The sequence below is a fragment of the Aristophania sp. ESL1142 genome (assembly GCF_058107345.1).
The window spans coordinates 1,378,844-1,391,765 of record NZ_JBYLUH010000001.1 but is presented as its reverse complement, the minus strand read 5'-3'; the positions used below and the strand labels follow the sequence as shown (position 1 = coordinate 1,391,765).

Annotated in this window: 9 protein-coding genes; 5 read left to right on the top strand and 4 right to left on the bottom strand. The window is 45.6% G+C overall.

All coding sequences use genetic code 11. The features are described from left to right. Window positions 1-121 precede the first annotated feature (121 nt). Both ygfZ and hisI read left to right on the top strand, forming a co-directional pair. A complete protein-coding gene (gene ygfZ / locus AC3B6P_RS06525; RefSeq protein WP_489805284.1) occupies window positions 122-940 on the top strand; it encodes a CAF17-like 4Fe-4S cluster assembly/insertion protein YgfZ in 819 nt (272 codons plus the stop codon). An 11-nt stretch (window positions 941-951) separates the two neighbouring features. Then, on the top strand, window positions 952-1,365 hold the full coding sequence (gene hisI, locus AC3B6P_RS06520; RefSeq protein ID WP_489805283.1) for a phosphoribosyl-AMP cyclohydrolase: 414 nt from the start codon (window positions 952-954) through the stop codon (window positions 1,363-1,365). Here the strand turns inward: hisI and fghA are convergent. Together fghA and AC3B6P_RS06510 are read right to left on the bottom strand one after the other, a co-directional pair. Next, a complete protein-coding gene (gene fghA, locus AC3B6P_RS06515) occupies window positions 1,362-2,216 on the bottom strand; it encodes an S-formylglutathione hydrolase (RefSeq protein WP_489805282.1) in 855 nt (284 codons plus the stop codon). The genes hisI and fghA overlap by 4 nt on opposite strands. Continuing rightward, window positions 2,216-3,334, bottom strand: a complete 1,119-nt coding sequence (locus AC3B6P_RS06510; RefSeq protein WP_489805281.1) for an S-(hydroxymethyl)glutathione dehydrogenase/class III alcohol dehydrogenase — start codon at window positions 3,332-3,334, stop codon at window positions 2,216-2,218. Before AC3B6P_RS06510 ends, fghA begins: the two co-directional genes overlap by 1 nt. 105 nt (window positions 3,335-3,439) lie before the next feature. Here AC3B6P_RS06510 and AC3B6P_RS06505 point away from each other — a divergent pair, with 105 nt between their 5' ends. From AC3B6P_RS06505 to AC3B6P_RS06495, 3 genes are all read left to right on the top strand, one after another. Then, window positions 3,440-4,315, top strand: coding sequence for a bestrophin family protein (locus AC3B6P_RS06505; RefSeq protein WP_489805280.1), 876 nt, complete (start codon window positions 3,440-3,442; stop codon window positions 4,313-4,315). 54 nt (window positions 4,316-4,369) lie between these two features. Then, a complete protein-coding gene (locus AC3B6P_RS06500) occupies window positions 4,370-4,960 on the top strand; it encodes a CarD family transcriptional regulator (protein ID WP_489805279.1) in 591 nt (196 codons plus the stop codon). A 173-nt stretch (window positions 4,961-5,133) separates the two neighbouring features. Continuing rightward, a complete protein-coding gene (locus tag AC3B6P_RS06495) occupies window positions 5,134-6,708 on the top strand; it encodes a tetratricopeptide repeat protein (protein WP_489805278.1) in 1,575 nt (524 codons plus the stop codon). Here the strand turns inward: AC3B6P_RS06495 and AC3B6P_RS06490 are convergent. Then, the gene (locus tag AC3B6P_RS06490) at window positions 6,702-10,880 is read right to left on the bottom strand and encodes a translocation/assembly module TamB domain-containing protein (protein ID WP_489805277.1); all 4,179 of its coding nucleotides are present in this window, start codon (window positions 10,878-10,880) and stop codon (window positions 6,702-6,704) included. The two genes, AC3B6P_RS06495 and AC3B6P_RS06490, sit on opposite strands and share 7 nt — an antisense overlap. Further along, window positions 10,880-12,850: an autotransporter assembly complex protein TamA gene (locus AC3B6P_RS06485; RefSeq protein WP_489805276.1), complete on the bottom strand. Its 1,971-nt coding sequence runs from the start codon at window positions 12,848-12,850 to the stop codon at window positions 10,880-10,882. The genes AC3B6P_RS06490 and AC3B6P_RS06485 overlap by 1 nt, the downstream gene beginning before the upstream one ends. Between the last annotated feature and the right edge of the window lie 72 nt (window positions 12,851-12,922).

Sequence of the window (12,922 nt, the reverse complement as noted above, 5' to 3'; positions counted from 1 at the left end):
TGGCAAGAGCGTTATCCCCCTTCAATAACAATAAACAAACCCCAATATCCCCATATCGAGGATACACTATAAAAATGAAATAATTGTTCTTTAGGCGAATTTGATTATCATAAGAACCCTTATGAAATACAACCACATTTCCTGCCGCAGTGTTCTTTGCCTAAAAGGCTCAGACAGTATTCCCTTTCTGCAAGGCCTCATTACCGCAGATATCAAAGACCTAAAACCAGGCGAAATAAAGTTATCTGCCATGCTCAGTCCACAAGGAAAAATCCGCTACTTATTCTATATTTTCCGTACACAGGACGCCTTTTATCTTGATTGCTCTCAGGAACAGGCACCTTCCTTGTTAAAACAATTACTCACGTTCAAACTACGTGCTGAGATTGAACTGTCAATAACAGATTTAAATGTTTATGCCGGAACACAGGAAATTTCTCCTTCCTATGAATCACTGATCGTCGCCAAATGTGATGCTATGTCTATCCCTGGGTGGCGTGCCTTAAGTGTGCTCTCTCCCGACCTTCCTGGCGCTGGTGATAAAGAGTGGTTGAAACAACGCCTTCATGCCGGTGTGCCAGAGATGAATGATATCATCCCTGATAAAACAATCGCCCTGGAAGCAAATCTGGACTGCCTCGGGGCAATCTCCTGGAGAAAAGGATGCTATATGGGCCAGGAAGTGACTGCACGTTCACATTATCGTGGTCTTATAAGAAAACGTCTCGCTCTTGTGCACTTACAAAATGGCTTTTTCCCCTCAGAAAGCGGCACTGTGATTTCTGAATCCTCTCCTCCTATGCCGCTTCTTTCCCGTTATGAGAATTTAGCATTCATTATGCTTCCCAGAGCTCTATGGACCAATGCTGAACTGATTTATGAAGGCATGTCTGTCACTACAGCGTGTCCTGAGCATTTTATCCAAGCTTTTTCATCATAAGGACTTTGATCGTGACCTGGCATGCCCCTTCTTCTGATCTTTTGGAAAAGATCATACAAAGCATTAAATTTGATGAAAACGGACTAATTGCCGCCATTGCACAGGATGAGCATCAGCTCATTCTCATGCTTGCCTGGATGAATAAAGAGGCATTAACCGAGACACTCCTGACAGGACGCGTCTGTTACTATTCCCGTAGCAGGAAAAAATTATGGCGTAAGGGGGAAACATCTGGTCAGGAACAGAAACTCCTTTCCGCAGCACTGGATTGCGATGGAGATGCTTTATTAATGACCGTAAAACAACACGGTGTTGCCTGCCATACAGGACGTAAAAGCTGTTTCTATCAGCAGATTACGCCTGATGGCTTGCACCCTAATAGCGAGGTTCTTGTCACACCCGAAGTGCTTTACAGCAATCACTAACCTCTCAGAATCGTCGCATGATGAGCCATATGGTCTTCAATAAAACTTTGTACAAACCAATAAGAATGATCATACCCGGCATGGCGACGCAATTCTGCCGATTGGCCTGACCTTTTAAATGACACCGCTAAATCATCCGGTTTGAGATCATTCCAGAACTCATCTTCCAGCCCCTGGTCAACCAGGATGGAAGTTGGGTGTTTGTGACCATTTTCAAGCAACAGACAGGGATCATAATTTCTCCATTTCTGCACGTCACCGCCAAAATAGGCGTCTGTCACTTTCCATCCCCATTCAACTGAGGATGGATGACCTATGGGAGCAAAGGCAGAAACGCTTTTCCATTTCTGTGGGTTGCGCAAGGCAATCCCCAAAGCACCCATCCCTCCCATGGAGTGACCCATAATGCCACATTTTTCCGGGTCAATCGGGAAAAGAGATTCCATCAGGCGCGGCAATTCCTCTCCTGTAAAACTGGCCATTTTATAATGGTCTGCCCATGGCATTGCTGTGGCATCGACATAAAAACCAGCGCCAGCACCAATATATGGATCATCCATTTCCCCTCTTATTCCTGTATCGCGTGGTGACGTATCAGGAGCGATAAGTGCAAAGCCCCATTTTGCTGCAAAACGGACCACGTTCGCTTTGACGATGAAATTCTCGTAATTACACGTCAGACCAGAGAGGCAATATATGACGGGGTATTTCTCCCCCTCTTTGAGTTGAGGAGGCAAATACACGCTAATTGTCGTTTTGCTTTTTAAGGATTCTGAATAAAGACGAATAAAACGTAAAGTTCCTCCAAAACAGATATGGGATTCCACTGTTTCAAATGGCGTATTGCTCATTATTTATACTCCACAACAGTGCGAATGACTTCACCACGCTCCATCATCTCAAAGCCTTTATTGATTTCTTCCAGACTGATCTTGTTTGTAATGAGGTCATCAATATTAATCCGGCCTTCCATATACCAGTCCACAATTTTAGGAACATCTGTCCGCCCTCTAGCCCCACCGAAAGCGGAACCGATCCAACGCCTTCCCGTCACAAGCTGGAAAGGACGGGTGCTGATTTCCTGACCAGCTCCAGCAACACCGATCACACAGGAAACGCCCCACCCTCTATGAGCACTTTCAAGAGCCTGTCGCATAAGCTTCACATTTCCAACACACTCGAAAGTATAATCCAGACCACCACCCGTCATTTCAATCAGATGGCCTACAATATCTCCGTTTTCGCCTAGATCACGGGGATTCACAAAATCAGTCAGTCCGAAGAGACGACCCATTTTTTCACGTTCAGGATTAATATCAATTCCGATAATGCGCTTTGCCCCCGCCATTCTGGCCCCCTGGACCACATTCAGGCCAATACCTCCAAGGCCGAATACGGCAACACTGGACATAGGCTCGACTTTTGCTGTGAATAGCACAGCCCCAATACCCGTTGTGACCCCACAACCAATGTAACAGACCTTGTCAAAAGGTGCGTCTTTACGGATTTTTGCCAAAGCGATTTCAGGCATTACGGTATAATTGGCAAAAGTGGAACACCCCATATAGTGATAGACTGGCTTGCCCTTATAAGAAAAACGGGTTGTCCCATCAGGCATAAGCCCTTTGCCCTGAGTGGCTCTGATTGATGTGCAGAGATTTGTTTTACGAGAGAGACAGGACGGGCACTCACGGCATTCTGGCGTATAAAGGGGAATAACGTGATCGCCCACTTTCAGATTTTTAACACCAGGCCCAATCTCACGGACAATGCCAGCTCCTTCATGACCAAGAATAGAAGGGAACAACCCTTCAGGATCTTGACCGGAAAGAGTAAATTTATCAGTATGACAAAGCCCTGTAGCCTTGATTTCTACAAGGACTTCTCCTGTTCGGGGACCCTCCAGTTGGACAGTATCAATTACAAGAGGCTTCCCTGCCCCTAAAGCCAATGCAGCAAGAACGTCCATCAGATTTATTCCTTTCCAATATGTAACTTGTAACCATTGAATAAATACGTCTCTGTGTAAAATAGCAGAATTTTTCAAAACGTTCAGAAACAGGGAGCAGAACTATTGATCGTTAAAAGACAACAAGGCCTTATAATTCTTGTTAAAGAAACCTTACCTTCTCTAACGATTCTGGCGTTATGGGATTGCGTTGTCGTCATCATGTTCCAGATTTATCACCAGGAATGGATGGAGCAGCCTGCGCTTCCCATCTCACTTATGGGATCTGCCTTAGCGCTATTTCTAGGAATACGAAACAATGCCGCTTATGCCCGCTGGTGGGAGGGACGCACTTTATGGGGAAGCATTACAAATAATTGCCGCTCATTTGGAAGACAGGCAGCCTCTTTACTGAATGGTCGCCCTGACCTTGCCAAAGCAATGGCTGCTTATCCATACTTACTCAAGGCTGCACTCAGCAATAGTGAAGTTGGACCAGAGATCGATTCACTTTTGGACGACGAATGGAAAAAGCATGTCTTTTTATGTAGCAATCGTCCTAACGCACTTCTCTATGAAATTGGCCTTAAAGTTCGTGAAGAAGTTGATCTTTATAAAATTGATGGTGCCGTACATGGCACAATAGATCGAATTCTTTCTGATCTCGCCAATGCCCAAGGCGGCCTCGAACGCATTCAGAAAACTCCCTTACCCATACAATATTCAGTCCTTCCTGATATTGTAACCCACCTCTTCTGCATAATGCTCCCTCTTTCCGCTGTACAGACTTTAGGATGGATCACTCCATTAGGATCCAGCATTATAGGACTCTTATTCCAGATGCTGGACCGTAGTGGACGGGATTTACAGGAGCCATTTAGCAACACCGCTCATGCACTCCCTATGCTTTCCATGGCGCGTACTATAGAAAGAGACCTCCTCCAGCCTGTACATATGACGCCTCATGATATGGTTCCCGCTCATGATGGAATACAGCCATAAGGAATGACAATCTGACATAGAGACAAGGAGATTTTTTTTTGATATTATGGCCGCATGAGCAGCAATTTTAGAATGCCTCAAAGAGGCGGTGTTACTGAAGACATGGCACGCGATGCCGCTGAGCGTACAGCCCAGCAAAAAGATCCCGGCTTGAAAAATGATCCTTTTCAGGTTGGCGATTCAATCGTCTATGCAGCCCACGGTGTGGGTCGTGTCGAAAATATTGGCAATGTCGAAGTTGTAGGGACCATGATTGAGATGATTGAGATCTCATTCCCCGGCAACCAGATGACACTGCATATCCCCTTAGCCAAGGCCCGCAAATCAGGCCTTCGCAAGATTGCGACACGTGAGATTGTTGATAAAGCCATGGCGGTTGTGAAGGGGAAACCTCATATAAGCCGCGGTATGTGGGCACGTCGTGCAATTGCCTATCAGGAGAAGATCAATTCTGGTGATCTGATTCAGATCGCAGAGGTTTTGCGTGACCTTCGTCGTAATGTAGATAGTCTTGATGGCAGTTTTTCAGAACGCAAACTCTTTGAAGCCGCACAGGAACGCTTCGTCGCTGAATTGGCTGTTCTGGAGAATAAAGACTCCGAAACTGTGCTGAAAACACTCACAGAAACAATGAAAAAGGCCTGAGCCTTCTCTCTGGTTAATGATCTATGGCGTAATTCATATCATTAACCAGAACAATTTTTCTAACAATAATGGATCTGATGATCATTTTTAGTCTGGCCATGATTTTCAATCTGGATTTAAGATCAGTTCAATAATTTAAGCTATCCTGGCATAATAAGGATAATGGGGGCTTAATGAGGCCGATTATTGATCTACAGCCTTTGGCCCTGCTTCGCCATAACCAGATGCAAGACGCACTATCCGTCATAGAAAAAACGCTTCCGAGTGACGAATTACGTTCTTTCTGGAAAGGTAGTTACTATTTTCTCATAGGAGATTACACCCAGTCTGCCCGATATTTACGACATACGATTGAGAGTGGACTACAAAATCCTTTTTCAAGATTACAGGAACAATTGCAGACAGAGCAGGAAGAAGAATCTTTCTTACAGTTACTCAACACATACGAAAAGCTCTATAATAGTTCTGATGCTCTTATCGGGTTAAAAGGATTATCACTGGTACAGCTTCATCGTCTTTATGAAGCCGAGACACTTCTGAGAAGTAGTCTAAATCTTTCTCCCCATGCCTTCTCCCTTAAGACTGTTCTCGTCAAAATCCTTTGCGAACAGGGCGCTTTTGGAGAAGCGCTGAACCTGCTTCAAAAGCTCATGATCCAGTTACCTCATAACTGGAATGTCATGAATAATCTTGCCTATATCTATAACAATACAAATGCTGTGGAAGAGGCTCTAACACTTTATCGGCGCGCGATCGCCATTGCCTCACACGAGCCTCTTTTACGTTTAAACCATTCTATTGCCCTTTTAAAAATGGGGCGCTTCTCCCAAGGATGGCAGGAACATGAATGGCGCCTGAAACTCCCCTTCCATACATCTCTTCCTCCTCAGAAATTGTTGCCAACCTTGCAGCCGGGAACATCCTTAAAAGGCAAAAAGATTCTAATCACTCATGAGGAAGGTCTAGGGGATTCCATCATGTATTCGCGCTTTATTCCCCTCCTGGCTGAGACAGGTGCCGATATTCATGTCTGGGGAAGTGAGCAGCTATCCTCTCTTATAAAAAGGATAGAAGGGGTCGGCATTTCACAGGTCGGCGGAACGAGACCGGATTATGATTATCATTGTCCATTTATAAGCCTTCCCCGCGCCCTGAACGCCTATCCAGCTATGCCTTTCAGCGTCTCATCCCCCTATTTCTCCCCCTCTTCTAAAAAAACAGCGAAATGGCGTGACAAACTAGGTTCAATCCCGCCCCATATTCTGCGTGTCGGTTTGGCCTGGTCTGGAGGGATACATGAAAATGATCGCACTTCCCGCCTTATTGATTATCATCGTTCCATGAATTTAAATGAATTAGAGAGCCTTTTTGGAGATCCTCTCATTCAATATTTCAGTCTACAAAAAGGGCCAAGAGCCGTTCAGAAAGCCGCTTATTCCCGCTATCTTCTTGATTATATGGATGAGTGTAAAACAATGGAGGACACAGCAGCTTTTATTGAAGCTCTGGACATCGTTATAACAGTTGATACTTCTATTGTTCATCTGGCTGGTGCACTCGGAAAAGAAACCATTTTAATGGACCGTTTTTGTAATTGCTGGCGGTGGGGCATCAACCAGTCTGAAACAAGATGGTATCCTTCAATCCGCATCTATCGTCAGCCCTATTTCGGTGACTGGTATCCTGTCATTGAGAAAATCAAACAAGAACTCACTGAACGCGCTCTAAGCAAGGCCCTGTCTCAATAGTCAATTCCATAAGACAGCCCAAGTGAGGAACCGGGATCATTTTCCGGTGTTGTGAAACCGGTAATCTGCCCACCTGTGCCGACTGTTGTATTAAATTTGAGATGTTTTGTCAGATCAACCCGTACTTCTGCCTGTGTATTATTGCCAGAAAGCCCCTCTTTTGCACCAACATAGACGCCTTTCATCACATATTTCCCTGCTTCCAGGGTAGATTTTTCCTTACCATCCTTGCTTCCAGTGCTACTACCGACAGAAAGTTCATCCAGACCCAACCCATTCCTGACGACACTAAGAGGGTCAAAAGCTGACCCTCCCCCTATCTGAACAACAGCAGCCCCCAAAGCTGCAAGCTGGGTCGGTGATAATGACGCGCGCGTATTACCAAATAACAATACAGAGAGCACCTCGTCCTTCGGTCGCTGTGGCGCTGAAATAAAATTCAGCTTTGGATCACTTGCATAACCTGACACAAGCAGACTTGCCACGATCCCCTCTGCCGCTCTATCTGCCCTGAAATCAAGTGTTGGATCAAGCCTGTGCCCGACACCACTCCCATTAAACGCGACACGCCCTTTGGTAAAATTGAGACTGATCCCTGCGAGATTAAAACTGCCCCTTTTCAAATCAAACCCTCCTGTCACTTCCGGCGCAAGGTTTGTACCCCTCAGGTGCAGTTTCCCCATCATTTCAGCAAAAACACCGTGACCATGAACAAAAAGCTGTCCTGATGACAGAACATCCACATTCAGATTTATGATGAAGGGGGATGGAGGTTTTTTCTCCTGCTCTTTCCCCGGTTTTATCACCTCTAGCTGAGGTACCGAAGCCGGCATGGAATCAGGAATATTGATATTCGCTTCTGGAATCCTGATTGAACCATCAACATTAATTTCAGAACGTGCCTGACCATGAATATGGATTGATGAATCCAGGGTTTCCATAAGCAGATCACTGACGACTGGCTGAGCCTTATTCATGGAAAACATCAGATCGAATGGAATATTAGGGCGTAAAACTCCTATCTGCCCGGAAAGGGACATCGTCCCCTTTCCAGCTTTCAGACTAAAACTCTTCACCCTCAACTCATCATTCTGCGCAATGAGGTCAGCCTTTATATCTGAGAGGTGGACACCTTGTGCATAATGCGTAAATTCTCCCCCTACAAGGTGAACAGCTCCCGTAAGATCAGGATGATTCAGCTTGCCCTGGGCAGTGATATCCATATCTACCTGACCCTTTATCCCCATTCCTGAAGCACCAAGAACGGCATTAAGCAAAGTCAGATTCAATTTACCACTTGAGCGAATTGATAAAGCCCCTCCCTTAGAGAGTGGAATTGTCCCCCTGGCATGAGCTGTGAGCCTGTCTCCTGCCTGTGCATCAAGCTGTAACTGTACCTGCTTATGAGCCAGATTGGCTTTAGCAGAGAAAGAAGAACGCGGAAGAGAGGCGGCATATTCCGTATTTAAATAAAGATTCTGCCCCTCTGCTGTTACTGAGCCTGTTGGATCTGCCAGCGTGCCTGTCACCCTGCCTTGTGCTTTAAACGTCCCCCCGCCTTTTAGTCCGGGCATGAAAGGGGTTGCCAGAGCAGGGGTCACATGATCGAGTGAAAAACTCAGGTCAAGTTTAGGCTTAACCGTGCCATTTGCAGCCAGAATTGCAGGCACGCTCTGAGGGGTGGTGGCTGATAATTTAAAATGTTCAACACTTAATATTGTCCCATATCTGAGTGTTGCTGGTGACTGAAGACGTACTGTTTCTCCCTTGATCAAACCATCCAGCTTATTAATAGCTAATTGTGATGCAGGCAGATTTGCCAGCACTGCCAGATCAAGTCTGGCAGGGGCTTGCATCACGTTTTCAAATTTTCCGGAAAGGTTTAACCCAAGGGCTTTTTGCGGCCCCTTAATGGAAAAATGCGCACCTCCCTTTATGCCTTTTGCTTTAAGACCCTCTATCTGAGCAGATAAATCAAAAACTGGCTCGGTAGAAAGGTGATCAGCATTTCCGCTCAATGATAATGAGCGAATTGCATAATCTGCCATACTCAATTGTGACTTCAGGTCAAGATGAACACGCTCCTGGGATTTATCACCCTGCTCTTTGAGCGTATGGAACCCTAATGAAAGAGAACCCTTTACTGGCTGGCCGATCAATGAGGCAAAAGACTCAAATTTCGATAATGTTATATCCATTTCCCCACGGGGAATCTTCTTTCCCCGTGGAAGGTTAATATCTCCGTGTCCTTGTAATGTCTTCCACGCAAGATTACTGAGGGTCGCCCCCATATTCCCCTGTCGATCCTTATGAAAAGACAGATCAATCGATAGCGGAGCTTTATCAAGGTCCCCTTTCACCTGTACCTTGCCTTCAGGGAAGTCTGGAAGATGTTCCACTGCCATATCCACTATAACAGGACCGGGGCTAATATGGGTCGCAGAAGAGGAAAAACCAGCGACACTCTCAATATGCAAACTGCTTTTCAAATCATCTAACAGACCATTCATCGTCATATTGGCCTGGAGATGTCCCTGCACTATAGGAGAAACCTGCCTGAGCTCAGGCAACGACAGAAAGAGTTCAGAATTTAGGGTACCATGAGCAGCAGGATTTAAGGCAGCTTTCCCTTTGACCTGCAAAGCACGTCCTGAAATATTCAACCCTTCCAGAGTCATTAGTCCCTGGGCGTTACGCTGCATATTCAAAGAAAAACTGCCTTGTTTGCCAATAAGCCCTACAGCTTGTGGCAAACCAGACAGAACCTGAATCTCCCCCTTAACTCCCGCTTTAACCACCCCTTTCTCCCTTACCGGAAAGGCAAAATCTCCCGTCAAATGAGAGCGTCCCTCTAGGGTAATATTGGCATATTCTGCAAAAGGCTGGAGGGAGGGTAATTTCAGATCAAGTTTCCCTTTCAGAGCCGGCTTACCCACACCATCAAGAGAAAGCTGGATCAGCTCATGCTGCAAGCTGACTGTAAAAGGCTGAATTTTTCTGAAAGGATGGTAAATCCCCGTCAGATTTATAGGAGATGAATAAAATAACAGGGGCTTTTTTCCGGGAATCTTTAAACCCGCAACAGACCCTGTTAAGCGCAATTCCCCATTTGTATGAAATATCTTTTTCTTATCCCCTGTAAAATAGACATCAATCGAACGAGCCATAAGTCCGAAAGCAGCCAGATTATTAAGCTGGACTGACGCTTCTCCCGCAGGGGCCGTAAGAGAACCATCCAGTGATGCCTTGATATTAAGATGATCCCACCCAAGAGTTGGCAATAATTTCATCGCAGGGGACGAAGCGTTTAAAGAAATTCTGCCATTTTTTCTGATGAGATTCATCTGCCCGGATTCATGAAGTACAAGCTGCGTCTTCATATCCCGCCCGGCAGCCAGATCTATTTTCGTTCTGAATTTACGATAAGGGCCTTTGAAACTAATATTAACAGTCAGCGGATCAAGGGCTGGGATATGAAGCATTGTGCTCAGAAAGCCGTGCCCTCCCTCCTTGAATCTTATCTGACCATCAGCACGCCTTTTCCTTTTTTCAAGCTTTACGGAAAGTATTGCTGGCTCATCAAAACGCTGGGCAATAGCGTCAATCATTATGGAAGGGAAATTTTTAACACTAACGCCCTGGATAAAGGGATTAATACTCGAAATTTTCGCCTTGCCAGAAAGGGAAAGAAGCAAACGCTTCTGTGTTAATTCAGCGCCTATTTCAATATGAGGCGCATTCAGTGACCTTATATCAACCGCCAAAGGCAGATTAAAAGGCTTATCATTCGGGTCAGATGGTGGTGAAGGCTCACTGGAATAGGGCAAGCGCTCAAAAATAAAACGTTCAGCTGTAAATGTTTTTACCTTGGCTTTCATATGAAGCAAAGCCAAAGGTGACCATTTTAAATCTGCCTTATCAAGCTCAAGCCAGACTCCCTTCTCATCAACAAGGGTTAACTTCTGCAAATAGAGATGAGATGGCAAAAAGCCGGAAATCCCTTCCAGATGCACCATATTGCCCGTTAATGAGGGCATTTTTTCTTCAATAACACGCTGTACTGATGGCAGATTAAGACTTACAAGAAGGGCTGTAACACTCATGCCCATCACTGTCAGAATCAGGCCGAGAACCAGAATGACTATATAATAAAGACGGCGATGAAAACGCATCAGAATGTTTCCCCCAGCCCGATATAAAGCTCCCATTTATCGCCCCGTTCTGGACGGTGCATTGGAAGGGCCATATCCACACGGATAGGGCCAATAGGCGTAAAATAGCGCACGCCAGCTCCATATCCGACCCGCACCTTACCATGACCAGGCATGGAACCACGCCCAACCTGCCCGGCATCAGCAAAAAAAGCTGCCCCAAAACTTTTAAAAAGTCTCTGGCGGTATTCAACCGTTGCCGCATCCATAGAGCTCCCCCCAATCGCATATTTGCTATGCCGGAATTGGGGCCCTACTCCCTGATATCTATAACCACGCACTGTGGCCTGACCACCTGCATAAAGGCGCTGGTCTGGCGGAATGTCCCACGTATTCGCTCCCTGAATGGAGCCTATTGTCCCTCTTAAAGCAATGACACTCCGTCCCGGGCGTGAAAGACCGATATTATGCAGGTCAAAATAAGTTGAAATCTGACCATTCAAAATAGCAAAAAATGATGTCTTATGTTCCATCGATTCAGAAGGAGACGCAGATATGGATATTTTGACACCATGTGTCGCCGGCTCAATTGCATTAGGACGGTGTGTCGTATCATAATCAGCCCCAAGAGGCAGTGAAACTATAAAATAGTCCTGAGAATGGCCAAACTGTCTTATTTTTTCCTGCTCAAGGGCAATCGCCCCATTGACGTTCCACTCATCACCAACAGGCTGGGAAAAACCGCCTTTCATCAAAAAAGCTGTCTGATGATAGGAATATAATAGCTGACGGACAGCCTCTACCCTGAGATTCAGATTACGCCCGCGATCAAGGAAATCTGGTTTGCTGAAATCAACATAACCATCATAACCAAGCCCCTGCTGCGCGCTTCCGCCCAACCCTGTCGCAAGTGCTGAAACTTTCAGACGCTCTCCCCGCCCCAGAAAATTACGGTGCAACCAACTTGCCCCAAGCCGTCCCCCAAGATCAGTCGAAAATCCAACCTCACCAGAGACACGTCTACGCTTTCCTTCCTGAAAATCCAGATTAAGCGGCATCGCTTCATGAATATTTCTAACTTCACTCTTTTCAGGTGAAATTGAAATCACAGGAGGGGCATTTGTGATCTGAATTGAAGAAAAAAGACCTGTACTACTTAAATCCAAACGGGCTTTCTCAATTTCTGAAGGTTGATAAAGCTCACCTTCATGCAAAAGGATCCGTTTCTTTACATAATCCTGCTTAACATGTTTCAAGCCTTTAAAAGTAAGGGAGCCTACAACCAATTTTGGGCCTTTATCAATAAACAGTCTCACCGTGATGTTATGCTGTTCCTGATGAAGAATTGCCTGTGGTCGTGAGACAGTGGCCGTGCCATAACCTTCTTCAAGGAGAAAATCGCCTAATTTTGACTGAGCATCCAGAATCTTCCCGGCAATGGCCTCGTCCCCAACCTTTATATTCAACGCAGCCTTTTCTTTCTCCGTCAGGAAAACTTTCCGTGTAGAGGTCTCCAGACCTTTTTGGGGAGAAGAAAGAATGTCTATAGAGCCTATATGAAAAATCTGTCCTAATATAACCAAAACAGAAATTTTGACCGTTTTCCCGCTTTTATCCTGCTCAAGAGCCGTTAGCATAGCAGGGTCGCGCCCCTCATACTCATGCCCGTTAATTGTTACAGAAATCCTGAGCTTTCCGTCATAATAACCCTGAGACTGCAAAGCACCATTTAATCGTTCGTAATCACTGCGGATACGTCCGGCGAGTGCGTAAGCCCCGATCTGATGTGTTTTTTGTAACATTATGAGCTGGGAAGAAGCTTTTAAGGCATCATCAACCGCCTCATGAGACGTAGATTTAATCTGCGTCTCATAAGAGAATGTGATTTCCTTTTGTTCTGACGTGCTGGTTTCGGCAAAAACCTGCTGAATTCCAAAAAAACTGCCAACCGAAAGCGTCAAACACAAACCATATGTCCTTAAAGGCTTCACTATCTCTCCCTGAAGGTCACACCACCGCTCTTCCATATTGCCCAGATATGTTTCTTTTTACACAGCTACAAG

Coding starts and splice junctions, on each gene's coding strand:
- AC3B6P_RS06495 (WP_489805278.1), top strand. CDS start 5,134: ATGAGGCCGATTATTGATCTACAGCCTTTGGCCCTGCTTCGCCATAAC.
- ygfZ (WP_489805284.1), top strand. CDS start 122: ATGAAATACAACCACATTTCCTGCCGCAGTGTTCTTTGCCTAAAAGGC.
- AC3B6P_RS06490 (WP_489805277.1), bottom strand. CDS start 10,880: ATGCGTTTTCATCGCCGTCTTTATTATATAGTCATTCTGGTTCTCGGC.
- fghA (WP_489805282.1), bottom strand. CDS start 2,216: ATGAGCAATACGCCATTTGAAACAGTGGAATCCCATATCTGTTTTGGA.
- AC3B6P_RS06510 (WP_489805281.1), bottom strand. CDS start 3,334: ATGGACGTTCTTGCTGCATTGGCTTTAGGGGCAGGGAAGCCTCTTGTA.
- AC3B6P_RS06500 (WP_489805279.1), top strand. CDS start 4,370: ATGAGCAGCAATTTTAGAATGCCTCAAAGAGGCGGTGTTACTGAAGAC.